Raw genomic sequence first — 24,266 nt, forward strand, 5'->3', positions numbered from 1 at the left:
TTGATCTCCGCTCTGCGCACCCCCGCCCCCGACGGGCGCAGCGGCTCCTGTCTGACCAGGGTCGCCGTACTGGCCGCTGTCGGGGTGGGGGGCCTGGTCTTTCTGACCCTGATGGTGATTCCCGCGATCACCGACAACTCCCGGGTGGGCTCCTGGCTGGCCTCCGGTGTGGTCTGCGCACCCAACGCCGACGCGGACCAACCGGACAGCAGCGCTTACGCCATGGACACCATCCCGGAGAACTACCTGGAGCTGTACCAGGAGGTGGGGGAGGACAGGGGGATCCCCTGGAACATCCTGGCCGGGGTGGGTCAGGTGGAGTCGCACCACGGCCGCTGGGAGGGCCCGGGAATCACGGAAGGGCACAACGACTGGGGCGCGGCGGGACCCATGCAGTTCGGTGCGCTCGACGGTTCGGCGGCCGGAAACAGCTGGGGAGGGGAGCCGATCCAGCCGGTGGACGAGCGGCCGGAAGAGGGCTACGGCGTGGACGGCAACGGCGACGGGATCGTGAACGTCTACGATCCGGCCGACGCTATTCCGGCCGCTGCCGACTACCTGCTGGCGCACGGTCTCGCGGACGACGTGCGTCAGGCGATCTTCGGTTACAACCACGCCTGGTGGTACGTGGACGACGTGATGGAGTGGGCCGAGCGGTACGCCGGCGGGGACTTCAACACCTCGGACTCGATCCGGACCGCGGTGCTCTGCGAGCTGGATGAACAAGGGGTGCCGATCGGCCGTGCCCCGGACGAGCTGACCCAGGCAGTGGTGGACTGGGCCCTGGACCAGCGAGGCAAGCCGTATATCTGGGGTGGCACCGGACCGGCCGGATATGACTGCTCCGGGTTGACGATGAAGGCCTACGAGAGCATCGGGGTGACGGTGCCCCGGGTTTCCCAGGACCAGTGGAATTTCGGCCCGGAGATTCCACAGGGTGAAGAACAGCCCGGCGACCTGGTCTTCTTTGATGTGACCCGTGCTGGTGAACCGCCGGGGCCCGGTCATATGGCCATGGTTATCGGTGACGGCCTGATGGTCGAGGCCTGGTGCACCAACTGTGGGCCGATCGCCGTGCGGGAGTACGATGACCCCAATCGCGCGGACATCGTGGGTTTCACCCGTCCGCTTGAGCACCCCGAAGTGAAGGCTCAGCTGGAGGCGCAGGCTTAACCGTGGCAGACACGAGAGAAGCAGACCCGGAGCGCAGGGCACCAGTGAAGAAGGGTCTGCATGGCTGGAAGGCCGCAGGGGCGGTCTTCGGTTGCGGAACGCTCGCCGCCTTCGGTGCTTTCGGCGTAATCGTCGGTGTTCTGAGTCTGTTCATTAGTTCTTTGTCTTCGGGAATTTCCACTGAAGGTGATTCAGGTGGCCTTCCAAGGGAGGGTATTGGAGCTCCGAGGTCAAGTCTCGAAGAGGGGCAGATGGATGTCTGTGGGGATAATCTCGACGAGCTGACTACAATCACGGCCATGCGCCAAGACTCTGGTGAGAATTACGTAGATACCGCAGATTCAAGTCAGATTGATTTGGATGGCGCCTTGCGGGTCGTGAAAGATGAATGTTTGTGGCAGATTACGCCTGAGGGAAATTCGGCTCCCTGGGACTTCTATTTCTCCTATGAGGCTGTTATTGACGCCGGGTCTGGGGAGGATAGAAATGATATTGCCTCAGGGAGATTCGAGGAGTTGAAGTCTGAGCTCCCCGATGCTGTTGAGAACATTGAGTCAGTTGTGGAGTCGCCGTTCGGTGAAGATTCGTACTCAGTCTACGGTACTGGTGAATCTGGGCAGTCTCTCTATGTGGCTCTGCTTCGGACGAGAAGTGCTGTATATAGCATTCATTTTGAAGGCCGGGGCGATCAGGCTGCTGGTCAGGTCTCTGAGGGTATATTTTTGAACGAGGCCCGGAAGATCTCGAATTTTCTCAAAAAAGGTTTTGCGTACTGGATTCCTGGCGATGGTGAGTAGGTGTTTCCTGGCCGGACATGTAGCTGGCTGCTGTTTTACGCCACGCCTGCCATGAAGTGGTGGCGGCACAGGGTCGTGTATGACTCGTTGCCCCCGATGTGCACCTGCTCGCCCTTGTAGATCATGACCCCGTCGACCACGCGGGCGTTGTGCGTGGCCCGGTTCCCGCACCAACAGCGCGCGTAGACCGGCAGAATCTCTATCCTGTCGGCCAACTCGACCAGCCTCTTCGACCCCGGGAACAGCTGCCCCTGGAAGTCGGTCAGGATCCCGTAGCAGTACACGTCGATGCCCATGCCGTCGACAACCCCCGCCAACTGCCCCACCTGCTTGTACGACAGGAACTGGGCCTCGTCGCAGATGACGTAGGGGGCCTTGCGGTCGGCGATGTCGTCGTACAGGTCCAGGGAGTCGCCGACCTCCATCGCGGGGGAGGTCAGGCCCAGACGGGACGAGATGATCCCCGAGCCCGCGCGGTCCTGTTTCGTGTACAGGACACCCTCGCCGCCGCGTGAGTGGTGTTCCTGGAGGGCCATCGTGCTCTTGCCCGAGTTCATCGAACCGGTGAAGTACTTCAACTCCGCCATGACTCTTCCTCGGTCGTCATCGGTCGCGGGCGGTGGGTGGGGGCGGCCCTCGGGGGAACTCTCGGGGAGCTACCGGGAGCCGCTGAACGCGGCCGAGGCCAGCAGAGAAGATACCAGCGTGAAGGGGTTTCCCGGGCACGGGCTCCGGGGCTCGGGCCCGGCCCTCTCCGGGGGACGACGGGCTGGCTCCGGGGAACGGTCGGCACTACATAGGGCCGGGCCGGAACCGGGGCTCAGGGGGCGTGTGGGAAGTCGCACGGGGCGATGCCGGTTCGGGTGATCCGTTCGTTTCTCCTCGGGCGGGTCCGCAGGCGTGCCTTCTGCGGGCGATACCACCAGTTTGGGCGGGCTCGCCGTGGGAATCGGACACGGGCGTACCGGGGGCGGCACGATGGAGAATTGGCGGGGGTACTGGGCCTGCCCGAAAGTCAATCACTGCGGTTTATGGCACTCTTTGGGATGTCCAGAAATGTTTCGCTATATTTGGGCGTGCCTTGTACCCATTCAAGGCGTGAATGCGAGGGGGAGTGACGTTGCGGCGTGATCAGGCCACTCGACTGGTGGAGAGTCGCTGGTTCTCCAACGCGATACTTGTCGTGATTCTGGTCAATGCCGCCATATTGGGATGGGCGACCTACGGGGGCTCCGCGCTTCCGTACCTCGTTGTGGCCGAGCGGGTCGTGGTCGGCCTGTTCGTGGTCGAGATGGCACTGAAGCTGTACGCCTGGCGCGGGGGTTTCTGGAAGGATGCGTGGAACTGGTTCGATTTCGCGGTGGTCGTGGTTTCGCTGGTTCCGGCGACCGGGCCCTTCGCCGTGCTGCGCGTCCTGCGGGTGCTCAGGATCCTGCGGGTGGTCACCGCCGTCCCGCAGATGCGTCAGATCATCGGGGCGCTCTTCAAATCGGTCCCGGGGATGGGCACGGTGATCGGGCTGCTGCTGATCGTCGTCTACACGTCCGCGATCCTCGCGCAGCAACTGTTCGGTGAGGACGTCCCGGAGTTCTTCGGGGACCTCGGGACCTCTCTGTACACGATGTTCCTGCTGATGACCACGGAGAACTGGCCCGACGTGTCGGAGGCGGTACTGGAGCAGCACCCGTACGGCTGGCTCTTCTTCGTCCTGTACATCGTCCTGACCGCGTTCATCATCCTGAACCTGGTGATCGGTGTGATCGTCACGTCGATGGAGCGCGAGTTCAACGAAGGGCGTTGGGAGGAGGACCAGGAGTTGGAGCTGGTGCAGCACCACGCGGTCATGGAGCACCTCGGGCAACTGAGCGACCAGGTGCGCCGACTTGAGGACCGGCTCCGTGCTCAGGAAAACGGCGTTTTCCAGGGTGTGGACGGCATAGCCGCTGAAGTCTCCGGCGACGGCAGCGGGCAGCGCGAGAACTCGGGGGCTCGTGAGAGCGGGGCGGAGGGCACAGGTGCCCGTCGAGGGGAGTAGAACCCTCGACGGGCGGTGTTCCTGCCCTCGCCAATGATTATGGGGAACCACGGTGTGGAGTGGGGCGGATTCTCGTGAATCCGCCCCACTTTTTTCGGTTGACTGAGTTCGCGCATGCCCTGAAGTGGGGCAAAAGTGTCAACCCTGTGGGAGAACGAAAACACCCCGTCCGTGAACAGCGCGTACGCGCCCGAGTTCTGCCAGATAGTTCGTGGCCTTGACGATGGTTCCGCGTGCGACCCCGAACTCCTGGCGCAGTTGGTTCAGGGAGGGGATGGCCCTCCCCGTCGGGTACTGACCGGCTTCGATGCGCGCGACGAGGATCGCGGCCAGTTGCAGCCACACGGGGTCCATGCCCTCGTCATCGATCTCGCTGTCCGCTGTGTATCCACTGGGCAAGTCCATGTGTCGAGCTTGGAGGAGTGGGGTTCAAAGCTGTCATTCGGGGAAGTTTGAGGTTATCCATAGACCACTGAAGATCAGTGAGGTACAGTAAAGGATCCGTAACATGCGGAACCCCGGCGACGTGCTGGAACACGCCCCGGGGCCATGGCCGACCTGAAGCAGACAGGACGACGATGCAGATCCTACTTGCCCTCATCGCCGTGCTCGCCGTACCCGTACGGCTCGCACGCCCGACGCGGGGCCTCCACGCCTCCTCCTACGGTTACGCCTGGGGGCTCGCCTCCGAGATCCGCCGCCGTTCCCGGCGGGTGCGCCGGTACGCCCACAACCTCCCCGAGGCCGTGAGGACGTGCTGTGCATGAATGCCCACTCCCACACCCCGAACGTCCAGGTTCCGGCTACCGGAACTTCGACCACTGACATCCCGACCACCAGGACTCCGAACGCCGACACCTACGCCACCCGGGCACCGAACCGGCCTCAGATGGTCGTGGCCAGCCGTACCGACGAGCTGGTCTTGGAGATCACGGGGATCCTCAACCATCCGGGCCGGTCGGCGCACGCGACCCGCACCCTCGCACGGGCCGACCGGCTGTTCTCCGAACTCGACCGCCGGATCAGGTCCGGTGAGCCGCTGCCGGGCGCTTGGTTTGCGGCACGACGCCCCGCACCGCCGCCGTCGCGGCGCGGTATCGCCTACGAGTACGCCACCCAGTGCTACGACTCGGTGAGCGAGGCCCTGCGGGAGGTCGGGGGAGTGGTCGTCGCCTGGCGGGCACTCCGGGAGGCGGCCCGGGCCTGGGAACGGCTGGACCGGGCCCTCATCGAACGGTCCCCGCTCCCCGAACCGTGGCTCCGCGAGTAGTAACCGCCATGACCGCCGTACTCGTTCCCCGCGTGCAGCCGCCGACCGCGCGTCAACAGCGCCCGGCAGCGCGGGCGCAGGGGCGGGTGCGGCGAAACCACGGAGGGCGGGCGGCCCCGGCTCGGGGCCACCCACCCGACTCATGCCGGACACGCTCGTCGAACGTGCCCGTGCCCCACCGCTGACGGGAAGGGGTAGCACCCCGGCCCGGGCCTGCCGACCCATGGGAGGGCTGCGGGGCCGAGCCGTGCCTGCTTATGGCTAGCGGCTTTGCCCTGTCCCTCGCAGGTTGAGTCCTCGCTCCGTCCACGCCTCCCGTTGCTGAGTCCTGTTTCCCGCCTCCGCCAGCAGCGTCGGGGACTCTGCACCTCTCACTTCTGGAGAGCTAGCCGTTGGACCTGGGGATCAGTCTGGGCGGAGGAGACAGTGTGGGCGTACGAGGTTTCGGTTCGGCGGGGCTGGCGTCAGGCACCCGGGCTTCCCCGGAGGCTGCCCTGTGCCGAACGTGCACCTCACCTGTGGGGCGTTCTGGGGTCCGCTGAGAAGTGCCGGTCGAGTTGACCACTCCCGGCCACTGGACGAACTTCTTCTGTTCCGGCACCCGAAACCAGGATAGGAACGGGAGCGATGCCCTGAGTCCCCCCGGGAGATCGGAGTCCCCATGAGCAGTGAGTCACCAGAAGAGGGCGAGCGGACAGCCAAGGAACGCGATCGGGACCGCAGACAGCGGGACCACATTGCCAGGGTCAACCGCAACGAGGAGCTCAACCGGTGCGTGCGCATGGTGAAGAGCGTTTACAACTCGCTGAGCCAGCGAGCTGAACCTGGTTCATCGGAGAAGGAAGAGTTCGATCGGCAGTGGCACCACTACATGCGTGTCGGCAAGAACTTGTATGACCTGAGCGAGGAAGAACAAGACCGCATTTTGGAGGAGTACCCGAAGCTGGTCGCACGCTTGAGAAGCGAGCACAACCTGTGATCCGGGACTGGTCTCTCAGTGCTGAGCAGCAAGAATCTTTGGTGCAGAAAAGACTTGCGGAGATCACACCTGATCAGATCTCAGGTCGGGTCCAGGGAGAGCCACCGAGAGCGGTCATTATCGGTGGTCAACCCGGAGCGGGAAAGACTGCGACTCAGGAGATCGTGTGGCACGAACTCGGTAAGGAGCACGCAGCTTTTTACGACGGGGACGACAACGCCAGGATTCATCCGAGCTATGACGAGATCGCCAGGGCGAACGCGTTCGACGGGCACGATGTAGCGGACCGACACCTCCCTGACGATGCCCACCGGCGCTACATGGATCACCTGCGTGCTGGTGAGACGAAGTACGACGTCATCGCCAGCCACCCGCTCGGGAGGAAGGACTGGGCGGAAGGATGGGTCAAAGGGTTCGTGGAAGAGGGTTATCACACGAGCACAGCCTTTGTGGCGACCCACGAGTCCAACAGCCTACTCGGCATCGCTGACCGTTACCAGAAGGGGCGGGACCGGGAAGGCCACGGCCGCTGGGTCGGGCAGGAGACGCATGACCGGTTCTATGACGAGATCCCGGACGTCGCCCACCACCTGGAATCGCGCGGGCTGGTCGACTCCATGTACGTCACCACTCGGGACGGCGAACTCGTCTACGAGAACCACAGGGGCCCCGACGGGCAGATGGTTGATCCGCCGGGGGCGCGTGAGGCCATCATTGCGGAACGTGCCCGGCCCCCCACCCAGGTTGAGATCGAACACTTCGACTCCCGCTTCGCCTACCTCAGCGACGAGGACCGATTAGGTCCAGGCCGGGAGGCCGAACCGATCTCGGACCGGGTGGCCAGCACCCGGGACGACGCGAAAGCGAGACAGGACCGGCATCGAGAGGCCACGGAGGGCCGGAAGCCTCCGGAGCGGTCGGGCACTGACCTGGCCCAGGCACTCCGCCGACAGGCACAAGCCAGTGCGGAACAGAGCCCGGAACGTCCTGGGACTGAGCCCCCGGAAGTCTCTCCGGTCACGGACCACCAACGGCAGGGAGACCACCGACCCGTTCCGAACCAGTTTCCGGAATCCTCCACGGACAGCGAACCCCTCCCCACGGGTTCCGAGGACCTGGACACCAAACTCCAACGGATCCGTGAAGCACGGAAGGAACGGGAAGCACGAGAGAGCCGCGCGGAACAGCCAGAACAGGACCGGGACCGAAGACGCGACGAACCCGAACCCGGGGCTGATCGTGAAGCCCTCGAGTTCGAGCGGTGAACCCCATGGACGACGAATCCGCCAACCCCGACCACACCCCGAACCCGGACACCCCCGACAGCACCCCGGGCACCAGAACCGTTCTCGACCGGCTCGATCGGCTGGAACGCCACACACACGCGCTCGCTGACGAGATCCTCGCCCTCACCCAGGGGAACCGAACCGCCCAGGGCCAGGACCGAGCACGACAACCCCAACACCGGGCACAGCCTTCGAGCGGCGAGAGCCGAAGCGACAGCGTCGGCTGGGTGTGGGTCGACATGGCCCCGGAACAGGCGCGATCCCGGTTACAGGACCTCCAGGACTGGATGGTCGGGGTACTCGTCCACCACCCCCGCGTCACGGCCGTCCTGCACCCCTGCTGGTACCGGCACCCCGCCGTGGTCCAGATGCTCCTGGACACCTGCCGGAGCTGGGAGCACGCCTACCGGGAGCGCCTCGACACCCCCCACCTGTCACTCACCTGGTGGCAGCGGGACCTGCCCCAGCTGGAGCGGGAGCTCGCGAGGGAACTCGGCCACTGCACCAGCGTCCGCCACGACCCCGACCACATTCCGATCCCCCTCGTCGATCCGGCGCGGGTACCAGACACCCTCCGATGAGAGTCCCCCATGTACTGCGACCAGTGCGGGGCGCGGCTGTCCACCACCCACGTCCGGTGCCCCGACTGTGACACCGCGCCGCCCCTACCGCCCAGTGGATTCCTCCGCTCCGGCCCCCGGCCCGGCGGACACGATCCCGACACCTCGGGCCACTCCTCCGAGCCGTTCCGGGCACGGACCACACCAGCGAACACGGAGCCAGCAGCCTCCGATCCCGTTGACCCCGGTTCTTCGAGGGTGCCACCGTGGGTAGCGGGCCAGCCCTGGCCGTCCGAAGAACACGCATCACCCCAAGAGGACAGGTCACGCAGGCCGTCCCGGTTCACCGATCCGCGCGGGGCCGCCGGTCCGCCGGTGCCGCCACGAACGAACGGGCATCCTGGTTCGCCCGGGTCCTCCGGTAGTCGTCGAGGCTTCGCGTCCCGGCCGAGTACGCCCGGGCAGGGCGGTGTGCCCCGGCAGCGTCCGCCCAGGCGTGGCCCGGCCGGGGCCCTCAACAACCTCATCGGGAACGCGGTCGCCCTCGTCTCCGCATGGTTCAACGTGCCCCTGGCCGTCTTCCTCGGAGCCGTCGGCGCGGTCTTCGGCGGAATCGGAGGGCTGGTCTCGGGCAGCATCGCCGGCCCCGGGGTGCTGCGGCAGTTCGACGCGGTCTTCGCCTGGGTGCTGCCCATGCCCGTCAGCATGTCCGACCTCCTCCCCACCTCGGCGGCTCAGATCGGGGGGATGATCGGAGCGCTGATCGGAGCGGCCAACGGGGCGCTGCAGATGATCTACTTCTCCTTGTTCCTGCCGTTCACCTCCCTCTGGGCCGTCGGCCCCGGTTATCCGCTCGGCCTCGCCCTCGGACAGATCGTCACCGCGGTGGCCATCGCCGCTGTCTACGTCCTCTACTGCCGTATCGCCGAGGCCGCCCGGTTCAGGATCACCGGGGCGCGCCGCCCCAGCCGGCGTGAGGCCGAACTCCTGGAACCGGTGATCGCCCGCGCCGCCGCCCGGATGGGAGTGGACCGGGTTCCCGCCCTGCTCATGGACGACAGCCGCGAACCCAACGCCCACGCGGGTATCCGCCACATCGTGGTCAACCGGGGGCTGCTCGAAGCGCTCGGTTACGACACCGAAGCGATCGCCGGAGTCCTCGCCCACGAGGTCGCCCACTACAAACACGGTGACGCCCTCAGCCTCGCCTGGAACCGCGGCATCGCCTGGCCGCTGTTCCTGCTGCACGAGATCACCTACCGGGCCCAGGCCTCCGCCGTATACCTGACCCTCCTGCTCGCCCTCGTCCGGGTCCTGTTGTGGAGTGTCACCGTGACGATCCGGATCATCGTCATCCCGGTCAGCGCCAGACACTGGCGGCGCACCGAGCTCCGTGCCGACGCCGAGGCGCTCAGAGCAGGCTACGGACCCGGCCTGTACACCGCGCTCACCCGACTCGGGGAAAGCTTCGACGGCGCCCGCAACGGCTGGGACCACAGCGTCCTCGCCACCCACCCGCCCACCGAACTCAGGCTCGAACTCCTGGAGGGCTCGGGGGAACGGGGCGCCCTCCGTAGCGACCTCCCAGGAACGGCCCGGGGCGGCCCGGGATCACCGCTGGGCACGGCCGAACACCCCGACTCCCAGCTACTCAAGGACTGAAGGAACGAACACCATGGCAGACACGCTCCCCCCGCTCCCCCCGGTGCGGATCACCGAACGCAACCGTGTCTACCTGGGGCTGGACCCCGCCGACGGGTACAAGCGGGTGTGGTCCGCGCCCGCCGACTCCGTGGGGGTGGTCGGCCCGCCCCGCTACGGCAAGACTTCGGGCGTGATCATCCCCGCCCTCCTGTACTGGTCGGGCCCGGCCGTCAGCACCACCACCCGCGGCGACATTCTGCGCTTCTGCGGGGACTGGCGCCGACGGGTCGCCGCGCCCGAAGGAAAGGTGTACGTCTACGACCCCTTCGACAGCGAGGGCTTCGGCACGATGCGCTGGTCACCGCTGGCCGGGTGCGCGGACCCTGCTGTGTGTTTCCGGCGGGTACAGGGCATGACCGGTGCGGTCGGCGGGCTGAGTGACGGAGAGCACTGGCAGGGCGGGGCCGCGCTCATCCTGCGTGCCCTCTTCCACGCAGCCGCGCTGACCGGGGCGCCCATGAGCGAGGTGCGGCGGTGGCTGGCCTCCCAGGAGACACGGCGTCCCGCGCAGATCCTGCGGGACCGACCCACCGCGGCCTCGGGATGGGCCGACGACCTCGAATCGACGAGGCTGCTGGGGGAGCGTGAGCGCGGTTCGTTCTACTCGGTGGCCCGCAACTGCCTGGACGCCACCGCCGAACCCAGGGTCCTGGACTCCTGCTCCGCTGTTGACCTGGACATAGACCACTTCCTGGCCACCAACTCCACCCTGTTCATCGTCGGGCCCAGCCACTACCAGGCCGTGGTGGCGCCGATGATCGTCGGATTGGTCGACTCGATCGCCCAACGGGCAGCCGAGGTCGCTGCCCGCCAAGGCGGCCGGTTGAGCAGTCCGCTCCTGCTCGCGTTGGACGAGGTCGCCAACATCGCCCCACTGCCGAGCCTGCCCGCTCTCGTTTCCGAAGGCGGGGGCCGGGGCGTGATCACGTTGTGGGCCGCCCAGTCGCTCGCCCAGCTGCGTGCCCGGTATGGGGACGACGAACAGCAGGCGATCCTCACCGCGACGACCGCCAAGATCATCTACGGCGGGATGTCCAACGAGGCCGACCTGCGCAACGTGTCGTCATGGGGTGGAGAACTGAGGCAGGTGGACGCCACGACGCACGGCGGGGGAGGGGAGTTCGCGTTCCCTGACCGGTCAGCGGTGGTGGGCTCCGAGACGGGGAGGGTGCCGGGACGGTCTGCGGTCATCAACCCTGATCCGGCGCGGCAGTACTCGCTGAGCCACGTCTACCGTCCGGCGCTGCCGGTGGAGGCCATCCAACGGATGCCGCCACGCCATGCCTGGTTGTGGTGGCAGTCGGAACCGCCGTTGCACGTGGAGACCAGGCCAGCCGGGTTGATCGAGGAGTACCGGCGGGTCAGCGGCTATACCCCGGTGTCATGAGAAGACTTCCGGGGAGGATCCGGGAAAGAACGGAGAGGGCGCCGCTCATGCCACGGGGACCAGGAGGTCCACGAGGGCTGTGGCGGTCATGGGGTCTGCCGGGGCGGGGACCGGGTGCGCGTAGGCTCTGCCCCGAGTGCGGCGCGGTCGCGGCACGCGCGGAGTCGTTGTTCTGTGTGGCGTGCGGAGAGCGGCTACCGGAGGCGCGCAGATCGCGGCGGTGGGTGGTGCTCGGGGCGGTGCTCCTGCTCGTGGTGGCTGCTGCGATCCGAGTGCCCGCGTCCTTGGCCACCGACCCGCGCGCACCGGTGGAGGAGCTTGTGGCAGCCCTGGAGTCAGGGGACGCGGAAGAGCTGATCGGACTGGTGGATCTCGACCACGAGCATGAAGAGTGGTTCACCGGGGTCCGGGCACCTGACGACCGCGGTCTACTCACCTCCGAGACCCTGTCCGAAGGATGGGAGCTCCCGGAGATCACTCTGGGCGAGGCACAGGAGACCGGCCCCTGGCACCCCGACCCGGGGGAGGAGTACGGGAGGAACGCCCCCAGGCCGTACGCGACCCAGCTCCGGTTCGGAGAGGAAGAGGGGGAGGACGGCTGGCTCGCCGCGGCGAGGACGATCCGAGAGGACACGGGGTGGATCCGGGACTGGGAGCTTTTGCCGGACTCGTACTTCGCGGTGGTCGGTCGGCTCGTGCTGCCCCACGAGCCGAACGGTCCCCTGGTCATCGGAGGGGTGGTTCTCGAGCCGGATGCCCCCGGGCTTGTCACCGGGGGGACCAATCGTGCGACAGCGGTGGTCGGTACCTACACGGTCACCTACGAGCACCCGTTGTTCGAACCGGCCTCCGAGACGGTGACGGTGCGCTCCGACCAGGACACGAGGCTCGCCCTCCCCGTCGGGGCCGTCCGCGCCGATACCGAGGAAGCGGTCCTCGAACAGATCCACAATCACATCAACGCCTGCGCAGAGGAAACCACGGAGCTCAGGCCGGTGCGGTGCCCGCTGCACCATGACCCGGGACACTTCTTTCCGCTGCGGGGCGACGCGGAGTGGGACATCGAGAGTATGCCGGAGGTGTCCCTGACCCCGAGGGGGTCCGTGCAGGGGGAGGGTCGGTCGAGCATCGAGGTGACCACCGACAACCCGGGGAGGGCGTCGGTGACCTACGCGATCCTCGACGAGCAGGCGCGCACCGTGACCGTGGACGTCGAGGTCGGCGGCAGTGTGGCCCTGGGAGAGAACGGCGGACCCGAGTGGCGGCCGTGAGGTCGCACGCAGGCTTCGATCTCGGGTTTTCTCTGTTCCCAACCCTGGAATCGGGATAAGAACATCAGGGGTGCGAAGATCAGAAGGGCCCCGAACCCCAGGGGCCCCGAGAGACCGCCCGCCTGAACACCTGCCCCTGAGAGAGCGGACACTGATGAGCGCTGAGCCCGAAGAGGACGACGGCCGGACCCCCAGACAGCGAGACCGGGACCGCAAATACCGGGATCACGTCGCCAGGCTGCAGCGCCGTGAACGGCTCGAGGGGTGCGTGACCGAGGTTCGGCGCATCTACCAGTCGCTGCGGTACCGGGCGGAACGCGGTTCGCAGGAGTGGAGCGAGTTCGACGAACTCTGGCGCCACCACAGCGAGGTGGCCAAGACCGTCTTCCTGCTGCCCGTGGCCGAACAGGAACGGATCCTGGAGGAGTACCCGAAGCTGGCGCACCAGCTCAAGGCCAAGTACGGCAGGTGAACCGCGGGCCCCTGGCCGGGCCCCTCGGTTCCTGGACTTACGCGGGCCCCGCTCGGCCCGCCCCGCTCGTGCAGGGCGAACCGTGTCGGCCGGCCGATTCCGAGGCCTGTCACCTCCTCCCGCCCCTAACCCCAGGACTGGTTGAGGGCCTGGGGGCCGGTGGGTTCATCGTTGGGATCCACCTCGTGGGAACCCCCGTTTCCACCGTTGCCGTTCCCGTTCCCGTGGGCCTCGCTCTCGCGGGCGCCGCTGTCGTCCGGGGCCCGCCCGCTGGGACGGCTCCGCGTGCGGTCCCGGAACTCCCGGCGCAGCCGCTCCAACTGCCGCAGGCTGGTGAGGGTGTCGGGGTGCCCCGGACCCTGGATCCGGCTGCGGTCCTCCACCAGGTCCTCCAACGCGCGGACGGCGCCGCCGGTGTCGTCGGCCCGGGCCCGCCAACAGGCCAGGTTGTGTCGGCTGACCAGGGTGCTCGGGTGCTCCGGACCCAGCACGTCCTCCTGGACGGCGACCAGCTCCCGGAGCCCCGCCACCGCACCCTCCGGGTCCCCTGCGACCCCGCGCCAGTGGGCGAGGTTGTGCAGCGTGTTGAGGGTGTTCGGGTGGTCGGGGCCCAGGTGTGCGCGCTGGTCGGCGAGGAGTTCCTGGGATGCCTGGACCGCCGCCGACAGGTCCCCGGCCTCGGCCCGGCACACCGCGAGGTTGCCGCGGGTGCTCAGGGTCTCCACCCGGTCCGCGCCCACCACGCGCTCCAGGTCCGACAGCAGGTGCCGGTACCGGACGATCGCGCCGGCGGTGTCCCCCGCCCGGGACCGAAGGTAGGCCAGCCCGTGCCGGGTACGCAGGGTGTCGAGGTGATCCGGGCCGAGCACCCGGAGCTGGCGTTCGTACAGTTCCTCGAAGAATCGCTGGGCCTGCGACAGGTCTCCGGTCGCCCCGGTCCAGTACGCCAGGGGGTCGACGTTGACGGGTGTCCCGGACCGGCCGGGGTGTTCCGGGTGCTCGGGGTCCAGGGCGTGCGCGACCGCCTCCGCCAGCACCTCCCAGTACGTCACTGCCCACTCCACCTGCCGGGACGAGTCCAGGCCGCGGCCCGCCCGGAACAGCACCGGGTGGATGCCCTCCTCCCACAGCCAGCTCCACACCCGGACCCGGCCCGCGGTCCGCTCGCGCAGCACCGCCGTGTTCGAGCGCAGCCGGCGCCCCAGAGCCGAGTCGCGCGCGGTGTCCGGCCACACGTCCACCAGCGCGTCCGCGATGGTGCGGACCGCCTCCCGGGTGGGGCGGCTGCGCGTGTGTTCCCGGGCCGCGCGCTGGGTGAGGTGGTGGGCGCCGATCACAAGCGGGGTGTCCCGGGTGACCAGGTTCAGGCGCTCCAGGGAGGCCAGCGCCAGCCGGACCTCGTGCCTGGTCAGGGTGCGCGCGGGGAAGGTGCGGCGCCCCAGGTAGTTGCGGACCGGCCGGGAGACGACGACCTGTTCGGGGGCGGCCGCGGAGTCCAGGAGGGCGATCAGGCCCATGAGGGGGCGGGCCACCCCCTCGGGGCGGTGGGCGTCGGCGCGCTCCACGGCCAGCTCCCAGGTGGCGGCAGCGGGGGAGCGGGTGGCCCAGCGCGGGAAGGAGTCGGCGAGCCCGGCCGTGCGCTCGTGGAACAGCGCCAGGTAGGCGGAGGGGGAGAGCTGCAGGTCCGCCATGTACGCGACGGCCTGGGCGAGGGCGAGGGGGAGGTGGCCCAGGTCGGCGGTGAGGGAGCGGAGGTCGTCGTCGGTGTGCTCGATCTCGGCCTCCACCAGCGAGGCGTGCAGGTAAGCGTGCGCCTCGGGGGCGGAGAAGCCGTGCACGGTGACCAGGCGCCGGCCGCGCGGGTCGAGCGTGCCGTCGTGACGGCGGGTGGTGACGACCGTCCGGCCGTGGCCGGTACCCGGTGGCGGCCACAGGTCCTCGACCTCCGCCGGGTCGGTGAGGTCGTCCCACACCACCAGCCAGCGGTGGCCCTCGGCGTCCACGGGCTCGTGCAGCCAGGCGAGGAACTGCCCGGCGGCCAGTTCGGCGTCGTCGGAGACCCGGGCGAAGAGCTGGCGGGCGGCCTGGGCGTAGGCGAAGACCACCCCCTCGCGGGTGGCGGCGTCCGCCCAGACGAGGACCTCCGGGCGCTGTTTGGGATCGGGGTGTTCGCGCAGGGAACGGGCGTGCTGGGCGGCGAGCTGGGTCTTGCCGACACCGCCGGCCCCGGACAGGACCTGGTGCGCTGCGGGGCCGCCGAAACAGGAGAGGGCCTCGTCGAGGACGTCGGAGAGGGAGCGTCGCCGCAGGTGTGCTGCGGGCTCCGGGACCAACCCCACCCTGATCGGCCAGTTCACCGGGTTTCGGCTGGTGTGGAAGTCGTCCTCCTGGGAGGGGGTGCCCCTCGGGGTCGAGTGGTTGGGGCCTGGACCGAGGGGGTTGCCGTCCGCGGTCGTGCCGTTGCCGTGTTCGTGGCCAGAGTTCAACAGCCACACCCTTCCCGGGGTCTGGGGGAGCCGCGCGCGCCCATCGCACCTACGTGTCGTATGCCCCGACCGTGTGTCGGGAACCCCGGGGGCAAAGGGGTTTCGGACGATCCAGTTCCCATCACAGAGGGGAGTCAACCCCATCGTTTGCGCTATCCCAGGTCAGTGCTGCGAGGTTGGTTCCGGGGTTGTCCGAGACCCCCGGGAATCCGTTCCCGACCCGTGCGGGGGATCGGAGGGGGCGCCCCCGGCCACGCCGAACGGTCCACGGGCGGCGGGCTCCGGCCCGGGGCGGCTGAGGGGCCCCTGCGGCCGGGGTTGGCATGACCGGGGCCGACACGCTTCGGCCAAGTGCCACGGGGCCCGGGCCCGGAGCGGGATCAGCGCCGGAGGACGGTGTCGACCAGGGTGTTGCGCTCACCGGGGTGTTCGGCGCGCAGGAAGCGAGCCACGGTGAACAACTGGTTCGGGGGGAGGGAGCCGGCGGGGTGCACGCTCGCCACGGTCCCGTCGTCGAGCCTGGTGCGAACCTCGCTCGGGCCACTGCCGTCCCGGCCGTCCGCGTCCCGGTACACGGCCAGCAGGCCCTCCTCCTGCGAGCACTCCACCTCGGGGAACCCGCAGTCGTCGCGGAGCCCTTCGGCGGCCCGCTCCCGAGTCCAGCTCAGCACGTGGACGGCCGTGGCCCCCTCGCCGTCCTCCGGTTCCGGCCCGTACCCCGGGTCCGCCCCGCCACGTTCTTCGGCATCGGGCGCCCCCTCCGCTCCGCCGTCGCGGACGTAGGTCATCCGCAGGCCGTCATGCACCTCGTGCACCCGCACCGGCACCCACCGCGGGGAGTCCAGCACGGCGATCGTGTACTCGAAGCCGTTGATCTGGGCGAGCGACCGCTGTTCGGTGAACCGGCCGCGCATGTGTTCGGACGCCAACGGCAGTACCAGCAGTGCGGCGACGGCCACCGCCGCTCCCGGCAGAACCCCGGGCTGGCGGTGCCCCTCCGGGCGGCTGGACAGTACGCACACGCCCAGCGCGGCGGTCGACAACAGGGCGCTCACCGCGGCGATGTTCGCCACGAGGCCGCCGGGCAGAGGGGTGAACGCGGGCGCCAGGAAACCCATCACCACGGGTGTGGCCATCGAGACCCCGACCGCCAGGGAGGCGCAGGAGGTCGGATGGGCCACCCCGGCGCTCCTCAGCCAGTACGCGCAGAGGAGGAGCATCAGCAGGATGCCGCCGACCGCCACCGGCGCGACCAGCAGCGACTCGTATCCGGCCCCGTCCGTGGTCAGGGTGTGGGTCAGGTCCCAGACAGCGACGGGGAACAGCGACATCAGTGGGGCGGCCAACAGGCACAGGACGAGGATCGCGCCGGCCGCGGCTGCCCGGGGCCGGCCCGCGGGCGTTCGCGGGAGCACGCCGTCCATCAGACCCCAACCTCCTGAGCGGGGACGACACGTTACGCCTGTTGTCGCTTGGGCGCCAGATGCACGAACCGCCGAATCGACCTTGACCCGTCGGCGGGTCCCGGACCGGGGCGGTCGCCCCCGCGGTCACCGCACTAGAGGCCCAGTTTGCGCACGTAGGGGCGGCGGGCCAGGTTGAACTGCTGCCACTTCGGGTCCATCTGGGTGCGCAGCTGCACCTTCCCCTCGGGCCAGTCCATCAGCTCGTTCTCGAACTCGGGGAGCACACCGGAGTCCGGGTCCAGGTAGTAGACGTACATCCGCTGCCCGCCCGCGGTCTGCTGCATGAACAGCGCCCCGTTCTCGCCGAGGATCCCGGACAGCCGAGCCTCCAGGTCGGACAGGGCCGCCGCCGAGGTCTCCTCGGGGAGCCGGTCGGCGTCGGCGTCGGCGTAGGGCACCAGGACCTGGACGAACAGGGACAGCGCGGGCAGGTCGCGGCGGGTCACCGGGTGACGGAGCAGGATCTCCACCGGGCCCTGCAACGGAAGCCTGCCGTGCAGGGTCACCCAGCCGTCGGTCCCGCCGAGGAGGTCGCCCATCTGCTTGGCGACGGCGGGCATGGAGGTCGGCGGGAGCGGGTCCAGCGGCCGCTCGTCCAGCGACATCACCTTCCCGACCCAGCGCACCACCTCGTCCTCGCCGAGCGCCAGCATCGTGACGTGGTCGGCCACGCCCTGGCGGGCCTCACCGGACAGGAACATGTTGTCGGGGTGGTAGACGCCCACCTCGATCTTGCCGGCGCCCTGGTCGACCCGCATCGACACCGACACGTGGGACAGGTCCAGCTCGTGGTCGTCCCAGCGCACCGTGCTGCCCAGCTGCTCGTGGTCGGCGGGGCGCACCGGGAGGAACCGCCACTCGGTGTCCTCGGGGGCGGACCGGAACCAGCGCTCGGACTGGATGCGCGCCTCCTCGGAGGGGCCGGGCCGCAGGGTCATCGCGTAGGAGGGCGCATCGGTGAGCCCGGACGGGTCGTCCAGGGCGGCGAGCTGCTCCAGGAGCTTGGCCGGGTCGACGTCCGGGGACAGGTCCAACTCGTCCAGCCCGCCCTGGGGCCGGGGCGCCTGCCCCACCTCCCAGTCGAGGTCGGGGTGGATCTCCCTGACCAGGGCGGAGACCTGCTCGGACACCTCTGCGGGGGCGGGGGTCCCGGACTCGACGGAGTCGGCCAGGGCCGAGCGAACGGCGGGCCAGGCGTCCCAGAACGCGGTGACGGCGGCCGTGGATTCGGCGGAGTCGGAGGAGCCGGCGGAGCGGCGACGACGGAACAGAGCCATACCCCGATTTTCGCAGAACCGGACGACCACCGCGTCCCCCCGGGGCCGGGCGCGTCCCAAAGCACACCCCCGTGCGGACCGTGCCGTGGCCCCGCCCTCCGCGGGGCGCATAGGCTGGGGGCGTTATGACTTTGCGTGTACTGGCCGCCATGTCCGGCGGGGTCGATTCCGCGGTAGCCGCGGCCCGTGTGGCCGAGGCGGGGTACGACGTCACCGGCGTTCACCTGGCCCTCTCCAAGAACCCACAGTCCTACCGAACCGGTGCGCGGGGCTGCTGCACCGTGGAGGACTCCCACGACGCCCGCCGTGCCGCGGACGTCATCGGCATCCCCTTCTACGTGTGGGACATGTCGGAGGAGTTCGACCGCGAGGTGGTCCAGGACTTCGTCGCCGAGTACGAGGCGGGCAACACCCCCAACCCGTGCCTGCGCTGCAATGAGAAGATCAAGTTCGAGGCGGTGCTCGACCGCGCCGTCGCGCTCGGCTTCGACGCCGTGGCCACGGGCCACCACGTCCGCAAGCTCGACGGGCGCCTGGTGCGCAGCGTCGACGAGGGCAAGGACCAGTCGTACGTGCTGGGTGTGCTCAACGCCGAACAGCTCGCCCACGCGATGTTCCCGCTCGGGGACTGCACCAAGGACGAGGTGCGCGCGGAGGCGGAGCGGCGCGGGCTCTCGGTGGCGGACAAGCCGGACAGCCACGACATCTGCTTCATCGCCGACGGCGACACCGCGGGGTTCCTGAACAGTCGGCTCGGCGAGAAGCCGGGTCCGATCCAGGACGAGGACGGCAACGTGGTCGGCAGCCACAAGGGGTCGCACGCGTTCACGGTCGGCCAGCGCAAGGGCCTGGGCCTGGGCGGCGCTCCGAACCCGCGCTACGTGCTCTCCATCGAGCCGGTGAACAACACGGTGACGGTGGGCCCGCGCGAGTCGCTGCGGGTGGACGAGATCGTGGGGACCCGGCCGGTGTGGAGCGGCAGCGAGCCGCTCGCCGAGCCCACCGAGTGCCGCGTCCAGCTGCGGGCGCACGGCGAGGTGTACCCGGCCACGGTCGTGCAGCGCGAGGCCGAGGACGGCCCGGAGTTGCTGGTCCGACTGGCCGAGCCCGCCAAGGGTGTGGCCGCGGGCCAGGCCGTGGTGGTCTACGACGGTGACACGGTGCTGGGCTCGGCGACCATCCGCTCGACCGCGCGTTCGCGGGAGGCGGCTTCGGACACGGCGGGTTCGCGCAGCGCTCCGGCGTGACGGTGAACCGGTCGCGGTAGGACGCACCACACGCCTTTTCCGTCCCGCGCCCCTTGCCGAAGTTAGGTAAGGCAATGCAAAGTTGGGGGGGTCGAGGTGTTGAAGGGGTCCGGTCCATGCCGCAGTTCGCGTTTCTCGAGGGTCAGCCCTTCTGGGTCATCTACTGCACGCTGCTCGTGGTGATCCTGCTCCGGGCCCCGGCGACCTACTGGATCGGCCGGGGGCTGGGCGCCGGTGTCACCCGCAGCCGCATGGGCGAGCGCCTCGGACCGAAGCTGGACGCCGCCAAACGGCGCATCGACCGCTATGGCGCGCCCGTGGTCACGCTCAGCTTCTTCACCGTGGGCATGCAGACGGCGATCAACTTCTCCGCCGGGGCCGTGCGTATGCGCTTCCCCCGGTACTTCGCCGCCGTGTTCGTCGGCGGTCTGGCCTGGGCGGGCCTGTGGGGCACGGTCATCGCCGGGCTGGTCGGAACCTGGCTGGAACTCTTTCTCCGGTCGCCGTGGACCGCGACGGGTGTGATCGCGGCGGCCGTGCTGGCCGTCGGCGCCCTGGTGCTGCGCGCCCGGCTGACCCACCGCCCCCGGGCCGTGCCCGGAGCCGCCGCGATCGCTTCCGAGGCGGCGGCCGCGCCGGAAACCGGGCCGTCCGACCGGACCCGCGGCACGGGCAGGATCACCGCCGAGGGTCCCAATCGCTAGCGTGGGACCATGCGCATCTCCGTAGACGCCGTCCTGTTCGACATCGACGGCACACTCGTGGACTCCACCGGTGCCGTGGAACGGACCTGGCGCCTGTGGGCCGAGGCCCACGGCACCGACCCGGACGAGATCCTGGAGGTCTCCCACGGCAGGCGCTCCGAGGACACCATCGCGATGTTCCTACCCGACGAACAGGTGGCCGAGGCCACCGCCGAGCTGGAGGAACTCGAACTCGCCGACCTCGACGGCGTGACCGCCCTCCCCGCCACGGCCGAACTCCTCGCCGCACTGCCCGCCACGCGCTGGGCCGCCGTCACCTCGGGGACGCGCAGGCTCATGACCGCCCGTCTGGAGGCCGCGGGCCTGCCCGTGCCCGGCGTACTCGTCACCGCCGACGACGTCACCGTTGGCAAACCCGACCCGCAGGGCTACTTCAGGGCCGCGGCCCGGCTCGGCCATGACCCGGCCCGCTGCCTGGTCGTCGAGGACGCCCCGGCGGGGATTCGTGCGGGCCTGGCCGCCGGGGCCGACGTACTGGCCGTGGCCACCTCCCACGAGCGCTTCGAGCTCGAAGGGCTCGGCGCCACCGAGGTCGTCGACAACCTCACCCGGTGCTCCCTGGAGACCGGCCCCGACGGCCTGGTCCTCAGCACACCCTGACCCGGGCCCGGGCGGGGCGCCCGGGCGCGTGTCGGCCGCAGCACCGCCCGTCCCCGGTTGCTCTAACCTTGGGCAACGTGAGTCAACAGCAGCAGTCCTACCCCTGGCCCGTCGCGTCCTCCACCGGTGTCGGATCCTGGCCGGGGGAGGACCCCGACGAAGCGATGCGTACCGTCCTCGGCGAGCTCCCCGACCTGCCGCACCTACCGGAACTCCCCGGCCGCGGTGCGGGTGCCGACATGATCGGCCGTACCGCGGGCCTCCTCGTCGACCTACCCGTCGAGGTCCAGCCCACCGGTTGGCGGGTCGCGGACACCCCCGGCCGAGACCTCGCCCGCGCCGGAAGCTTCCTCTCCTACGACCTCGACGCCCTCACCGACCACGCCCACACCTACGAGGGGCCGCTCAAGATCCAACTGGCCGGGCCCTGGACCCTGGCCGCCTCGATCGAACTCCGCAACGGCCAGCGCCTGGTCTCGGACCCCGGCGCCCACCGCGACCTCGCCGAGTCCCACCTGGAGGGCGCCCTAGCGCACATCGCCGAGGTGCGCAGGCGCGTCCCCGGGGCCCGGCTCCTCGTGCAGATCGACGAGCCCTCCCTGCCGTCCGTCCTGCTCGGTTCCCTCCCCACCGCCAGCGGTCTCGGCGTCCTGCCCGCCGTGGACCGGATCCAGGTCGAGGCGGTCCTGCGCACGCTCTTCGCCGCGATCACCGAGGCCGGGGCCGTGCCCGCCGCGCACTGCTGCGCGCCCGGGGTTCCCATCGACCTCCTGCGCCGTAGCGGGGCCCGCGCCCTGAGCATGAACGCGCTCCTGTTGGAGCGGGCACACGACGAGATGGTGGGGGACGCCGTGGAGGACGGCGTCGGCTTCCTGCTGGGGACCGTCCCCGCCACGGACCCGCCCGTCTCCGGCTCGGCCGCCGAACCCGGTGCGTCCCCTGCCGGAACCCGCCCCTCAGGGCCCGCTCAGGTCCCCGGAATGTCGGACCCGGCGACTATCGTCGACCCCGTACGCGAGCTCTGGAACCGGCTGGGGTTCAGCCCCGACCTGCTGTCGGCCGCGGTGGTCACCACACCCACCTGCGGTCTGGCGGGGGCCTCACCCCGGCACGCCAGAGCGGCACTCGAAGCCGTCCGAGCCGGGGCGAGGGTCCTGAGGGACGAGCCCCGCAAGTAGCCCCCTCCACACCGGACCCCCACAGGCCCCTCCGCGAAAGCAACGATGAAAGGCAGGCTGTGAGCGCGCCCGACAACACCACCGTCCCCGACGAGGTACGCGCCCGCCACGCCGAGCTGTGCCGTGAGCTGGACGACCACAGCTACCGGTACTACCTGGGCAGACCGATCGTCTCCGACGCCGAGTACGACCGGCTCATGCTCGAACTGCGCGACATCGAGGACCGGTATCCGATCCTGGTCAGCCAGGACTCGCCCACCCAGAAGGTCGGCGCGCCCATCAGCGTCGACTTCGCGGAGGTCGAACACCTCGTCCGGATGGAGAGCCTGGGCAACGCCTTCGACCCCGAGGAGCTGAATGCCTGGGCCGACCGCGCCTCCGCCGAGGTGCCCGTCGACGCCTACCTGTGCGAACTCAAGATCGACGGTCTGGCCGTGGACCTGGTCTATGAGAAGGGCCGCCTGATCCGGGCCGCGACCAGGGGCGACGGCCGGGTCGGTGAGGACATCACCCTCAACGTCCGCACCATCGGCGTGGTCCCCGAACAGCTCGACGAGAGCGTGCGGCCCGCCCCCGAACTGCTGGAGGTGCGCGGCGAGGTCTTCCTGCCGGTCGAGGACTTCGCCGAACTCAACCGGCGCATCACCGAGGACGGCAGCCACGCGCCCTTCGCCAACCCGCGCAACGCCGCAGCCGGCTCGCTGCGGCAGAAGGACCCCAGGGTCACCGCGACCCGGCCGCTGTCGATGATCGTGCACGGGGTCGGCGCCTACGTCCCCGCCGGGTACAGCGAGGCGGAAGGGGGGTGGAGTGTCGACGCCCCGGCGGGCGCGCCGGAGGAAGTGAAACTCACCAGCCAGTCGAAGACCTACCGGCTCCTCGGCGAGTGGGGGCTGCCGCTCAGCGACCGCTACCGGGTCGTGTCCACCATGGAGGAGGTCCGCGAGTACGTCTCGTACTACCAGGCGCACCGACACGACCCCGCCTACGAGATCGACGGCATCGTCGTCAAGGTGGACGACTTCGCCCTCCAGCGCCGACTGGGCTCCACCAGCCGGGCGCCCCGGTGGGCGATCGCGTACAAGTACCCGCCGGAGGAGGTCACCACCAAGCTGGTCGACATCAAGGTGGGCGTGGGCCGCACCGGTCGGGTCACCCCCTACGGCGTGATGGAGCCGGTCGTGGTGGCTGGTTCGGAGGTCGAGTTCGCCACCCTGCACAACGCGCAGGAGGTCGCCCGCAAGGGGGTGCTGATCGGTGACACCGTCGTCCTGCGCAAGGCGGGCGACGTCATCCCCGAGATCGTCGGCCCGGTGACGGACCTGCGGGACGGCTCCGAACGCGAGTTCGTCATGCCGCAGCGCTGCCCCGAGTGCGACACCGAACTCGGCCAGCAGAAGGAGGGCGACGTCGACCTGCGCTGCCCGAACGCCCGTTCCTGCCCCGGTCAGCTGCGCGAACGCATCGCCTTTATCGCCGGGCGCAAGGCCCTGGACATCGAGGCGCTCGGCTACGTGGCGGCCACCGCGCTCACCCAGCCGCTGGAGCCCGCCGAGCCGCCGCTCAGGGACGAGGGCGACCTGTTCGACCTCACCGTCGAGCAGCTGCTGCCGATCCGCACGCACGTCCTGGACCCGGACACCACCGAGCCCAAGACCGATCCCAGGACCGGTGAACCCAAGGTCGTCTCCTTCTTCGCCAACATGAAGGGCGAGCCGAAGAAGACCGTCGAGAAGCTGTTCGAGCAGCTGGAGGAGGCCAAGAGCAAGCCGCTGTGGCGGGTGCTGGTCTCCCTGTCCATCCGCCACGTCGGCCCGCGCGCCGCCGAGGACCTGGCCCGCCACTTCCGGTCCATGGAGGCGATCCGCAGCGCCACCGAGGAGGAGCTGGCGTCGGTGGACGGGATCGGCCCGACCATCGCCACGTCCATCCGCGAGTGGTTCGCGGTGGACTGGCACAGCGAGATCGTCCGCAAGTGGGCGGCGGCCGGGGTCCGAATGGAGGACGAGGGGCAGGCGCCGGGGTCGCGGGTGCTGGAGGGCGTCACGGTCGTGGTGACCGGTTCCCTGGAGGGGTTCACCCGGGACGGCGCCAAGGAGGCCGTCGCCGAGTGCGGGGGCCGCTCCACCGCGTCGGTCTCCAAGAAGACCGGCTTCGTGGTGGTCGGCGACGCGCCCGGTTCCAAGTACGACAAGGCGGTCAAGCTCGGCGTCCCCGTGCTTGACGAGGCCGGGTTCCGGGTGCTGCTGTCCCAGGGGCCGGAGGCCGCGGAGAAGCTCCGCACCAACCCCGTGGAGGAGCCCGAGTAGGGGGA

22 protein-coding genes are annotated in these 24,266 nt (G+C 69.5%); 17 read left to right on the top strand and 5 right to left on the bottom strand.

Annotation, left to right across the window (positions count from 1 at the left end; translation table 11 throughout):
• Both ACUKCB_RS26085 and ACUKCB_RS26090 read left to right on the top strand, forming a co-directional pair.
• Positions 1 to 1,173 (top strand): C40 family peptidase, encoded by a 1,173-nt coding sequence (locus ACUKCB_RS26085; RefSeq protein WP_473038184.1) that lies wholly within the window; start codon positions 1 to 3, stop codon positions 1,171 to 1,173.
• Positions 1,174 to 1,175: 2 nt separating this feature from the next.
• A complete protein-coding gene (locus tag ACUKCB_RS26090; protein ID WP_473038186.1) occupies positions 1,176 to 1,970 on the top strand; it encodes a hypothetical protein in 795 nt (264 codons plus the stop codon).
• Between the two features lie 35 nt (positions 1,971 to 2,005).
• Here the strand turns inward: ACUKCB_RS26090 and ACUKCB_RS26095 are convergent, their stop codons facing one another.
• Positions 2,006 to 2,557, bottom strand: a complete 552-nt coding sequence (locus tag ACUKCB_RS26095; protein WP_452547231.1) for a thymidine kinase — start codon at positions 2,555 to 2,557, stop codon at positions 2,006 to 2,008.
• A gap of 515 nt (positions 2,558 to 3,072) precedes the next feature.
• On the opposite strand from ACUKCB_RS26095, the gene ACUKCB_RS26100 reads away from it, so the two are divergent.
• Positions 3,073 to 4,005 (top strand): ion transporter, encoded by a 933-nt coding sequence (locus tag ACUKCB_RS26100; RefSeq protein ID WP_473038187.1) that lies wholly within the window; start codon positions 3,073 to 3,075, stop codon positions 4,003 to 4,005.
• Between the two features lie 138 nt (positions 4,006 to 4,143).
• On the opposite strand, the gene ACUKCB_RS26105 is transcribed toward ACUKCB_RS26100, so the two are convergent.
• Positions 4,144 to 4,410 carry a GntR family transcriptional regulator gene (locus ACUKCB_RS26105; protein WP_473038188.1) on the bottom strand — a complete coding sequence of 89 codons (267 nt, stop codon included), beginning with the start codon at positions 4,408 to 4,410 and terminating at the stop codon, positions 4,144 to 4,146.
• A 173-nt stretch (positions 4,411 to 4,583) separates the two neighbouring features.
• Between ACUKCB_RS26105 and ACUKCB_RS26110 the strand changes: the two genes are divergently transcribed.
• The 9 genes from ACUKCB_RS26110 to ACUKCB_RS26150 all read left to right on the top strand — a co-directional run bounded on the left by ACUKCB_RS26110 (position 4,584) and on the right by ACUKCB_RS26150 (position 12,934).
• Positions 4,584 to 4,772, top strand: coding sequence for a hypothetical protein (locus ACUKCB_RS26110; protein ID WP_452547234.1), 189 nt, complete (start codon positions 4,584 to 4,586; stop codon positions 4,770 to 4,772).
• The gene (locus tag ACUKCB_RS26115; protein WP_473038189.1) at positions 4,769 to 5,275 is read left to right on the top strand and encodes a hypothetical protein; all 507 of its coding nucleotides are present in this window, start codon (positions 4,769 to 4,771) and stop codon (positions 5,273 to 5,275) included. Before ACUKCB_RS26110 ends, ACUKCB_RS26115 begins: the two co-directional genes overlap by 4 nt.
• 661 nt (positions 5,276 to 5,936) lie before the next feature.
• Positions 5,937 to 6,254, top strand: a complete 318-nt coding sequence (locus ACUKCB_RS26120) for a hypothetical protein (protein WP_473038190.1) — start codon at positions 5,937 to 5,939, stop codon at positions 6,252 to 6,254.
• A gap of 41 nt (positions 6,255 to 6,295) precedes the next feature.
• The gene (locus ACUKCB_RS26125) at positions 6,296 to 7,519 is read left to right on the top strand and encodes a zeta toxin family protein (protein ID WP_473038191.1); all 1,224 of its coding nucleotides are present in this window, start codon (positions 6,296 to 6,298) and stop codon (positions 7,517 to 7,519) included.
• 5 nt (positions 7,520 to 7,524) lie between these two features.
• Entirely contained in the window at positions 7,525 to 8,121 is a 597-nt protein-coding gene (locus tag ACUKCB_RS26130) for a DUF4913 domain-containing protein (RefSeq protein WP_473038192.1), read from the top strand.
• Positions 8,122 to 8,571: 450 nt separating this feature from the next.
• Positions 8,572 to 9,762 carry a M48 family metalloprotease gene (locus ACUKCB_RS26135; protein ID WP_473038193.1) on the top strand — a complete coding sequence of 397 codons (1,191 nt, stop codon included), beginning with the start codon at positions 8,572 to 8,574 and terminating at the stop codon, positions 9,760 to 9,762.
• Positions 9,763 to 9,775: 13 nt separating this feature from the next.
• On the top strand, positions 9,776 to 11,191 hold the full coding sequence (locus ACUKCB_RS26140) for a type IV secretory system conjugative DNA transfer family protein (protein ID WP_473038194.1): 1,416 nt from the start codon (positions 9,776 to 9,778) through the stop codon (positions 11,189 to 11,191).
• Between the two features lie 176 nt (positions 11,192 to 11,367).
• Positions 11,368 to 12,462, top strand: a complete 1,095-nt coding sequence (locus ACUKCB_RS26145) for a hypothetical protein (RefSeq protein WP_473038195.1) — start codon at positions 11,368 to 11,370, stop codon at positions 12,460 to 12,462.
• A 154-nt stretch (positions 12,463 to 12,616) separates the two neighbouring features.
• Complete coding sequence (locus ACUKCB_RS26150) at positions 12,617 to 12,934, top strand: hypothetical protein (RefSeq protein WP_473038196.1); 318 nt, start codon at positions 12,617 to 12,619, stop codon at positions 12,932 to 12,934.
• Positions 12,935 to 13,059: 125 nt separating this feature from the next.
• On the opposite strand, the gene ACUKCB_RS26155 is transcribed toward ACUKCB_RS26150, so the two are convergent.
• From ACUKCB_RS26155 to ACUKCB_RS26165, 3 genes are all read right to left on the bottom strand, one after another.
• On the bottom strand, positions 13,060 to 15,420 hold the full coding sequence (locus tag ACUKCB_RS26155) for a tetratricopeptide repeat protein (protein WP_473038197.1): 2,361 nt from the start codon (positions 15,418 to 15,420) through the stop codon (positions 13,060 to 13,062).
• Between the two features lie 380 nt (positions 15,421 to 15,800).
• Complete coding sequence (locus tag ACUKCB_RS26160; protein ID WP_473038198.1) at positions 15,801 to 16,844, bottom strand: hypothetical protein; 1,044 nt, start codon at positions 16,842 to 16,844, stop codon at positions 15,801 to 15,803.
• A gap of 134 nt (positions 16,845 to 16,978) precedes the next feature.
• On the bottom strand, positions 16,979 to 18,163 hold the full coding sequence (locus ACUKCB_RS26165; protein WP_473038199.1) for a DUF695 domain-containing protein: 1,185 nt from the start codon (positions 18,161 to 18,163) through the stop codon (positions 16,979 to 16,981).
• A 125-nt stretch (positions 18,164 to 18,288) separates the two neighbouring features.
• Between ACUKCB_RS26165 and mnmA the strand changes: the two genes are divergently transcribed.
• From mnmA to ligA, 5 genes are all read left to right on the top strand, one after another.
• Positions 18,289 to 19,410 carry a tRNA 2-thiouridine(34) synthase MnmA gene (gene mnmA / locus ACUKCB_RS26170; RefSeq protein ID WP_473038200.1) on the top strand — a complete coding sequence of 374 codons (1,122 nt, stop codon included), beginning with the start codon at positions 18,289 to 18,291 and terminating at the stop codon, positions 19,408 to 19,410.
• A 116-nt stretch (positions 19,411 to 19,526) separates the two neighbouring features.
• A complete protein-coding gene (locus tag ACUKCB_RS26175; RefSeq protein ID WP_473038201.1) occupies positions 19,527 to 20,114 on the top strand; it encodes a DedA family protein in 588 nt (195 codons plus the stop codon).
• Between the two features lie 9 nt (positions 20,115 to 20,123).
• Positions 20,124 to 20,774 carry an HAD family hydrolase gene (locus tag ACUKCB_RS26180; RefSeq protein ID WP_473038202.1) on the top strand — a complete coding sequence of 217 codons (651 nt, stop codon included), beginning with the start codon at positions 20,124 to 20,126 and terminating at the stop codon, positions 20,772 to 20,774.
• Between the two features lie 68 nt (positions 20,775 to 20,842).
• The gene (locus ACUKCB_RS26185) at positions 20,843 to 21,952 is read left to right on the top strand and encodes a methionine synthase (protein ID WP_473038203.1); all 1,110 of its coding nucleotides are present in this window, start codon (positions 20,843 to 20,845) and stop codon (positions 21,950 to 21,952) included.
• Between the two features lie 59 nt (positions 21,953 to 22,011).
• Positions 22,012 to 24,261 (top strand): NAD-dependent DNA ligase LigA, encoded by a 2,250-nt coding sequence (gene ligA / locus ACUKCB_RS26190; protein WP_473038204.1) that lies wholly within the window; start codon positions 22,012 to 22,014, stop codon positions 24,259 to 24,261.
• Positions 24,262 to 24,266: the final 5 nt, after the last annotated feature.

The organism is Nocardiopsis moroccensis (assembly GCF_055763695.1).

Bases quoted from the DNA above. Each gene is read 5' to 3' on its own strand.
- ACUKCB_RS26095 (WP_452547231.1), bottom strand. From the start codon at position 2,557: ATGGCGGAGTTGAAGTACTTCACCGGTTCGATGAACTCGGGCAAGAGC.
- ACUKCB_RS26100 (WP_473038187.1), top strand. From the start codon at position 3,073: ATGCGAGGGGGAGTGACGTTGCGGCGTGATCAGGCCACTCGACTGGTG.
- ACUKCB_RS26105 (WP_473038188.1), bottom strand. From the start codon at position 4,410: ATGGACTTGCCCAGTGGATACACAGCGGACAGCGAGATCGATGACGAG.
- ACUKCB_RS26110 (WP_452547234.1), top strand. From the start codon at position 4,584: ATGCAGATCCTACTTGCCCTCATCGCCGTGCTCGCCGTACCCGTACGG.
- ACUKCB_RS26115 (WP_473038189.1), top strand. From the start codon at position 4,769: ATGAATGCCCACTCCCACACCCCGAACGTCCAGGTTCCGGCTACCGGA.
- ACUKCB_RS26120 (WP_473038190.1), top strand. From the start codon at position 5,937: ATGAGCAGTGAGTCACCAGAAGAGGGCGAGCGGACAGCCAAGGAACGC.
- ACUKCB_RS26130 (WP_473038192.1), top strand. From the start codon at position 7,525: ATGGACGACGAATCCGCCAACCCCGACCACACCCCGAACCCGGACACC.
- ACUKCB_RS26140 (WP_473038194.1), top strand. From the start codon at position 9,776: ATGGCAGACACGCTCCCCCCGCTCCCCCCGGTGCGGATCACCGAACGC.
- ACUKCB_RS26150 (WP_473038196.1), top strand. From the start codon at position 12,617: ATGAGCGCTGAGCCCGAAGAGGACGACGGCCGGACCCCCAGACAGCGA.
- ACUKCB_RS26160 (WP_473038198.1), bottom strand. From the start codon at position 16,844: ATGGACGGCGTGCTCCCGCGAACGCCCGCGGGCCGGCCCCGGGCAGCC.
- ACUKCB_RS26165 (WP_473038199.1), bottom strand. From the start codon at position 18,163: ATGGCTCTGTTCCGTCGTCGCCGCTCCGCCGGCTCCTCCGACTCCGCC.
- mnmA (WP_473038200.1), top strand. From the start codon at position 18,289: ATGACTTTGCGTGTACTGGCCGCCATGTCCGGCGGGGTCGATTCCGCG.
- ACUKCB_RS26175 (WP_473038201.1), top strand. From the start codon at position 19,527: ATGCCGCAGTTCGCGTTTCTCGAGGGTCAGCCCTTCTGGGTCATCTAC.
- ACUKCB_RS26180 (WP_473038202.1), top strand. From the start codon at position 20,124: ATGCGCATCTCCGTAGACGCCGTCCTGTTCGACATCGACGGCACACTC.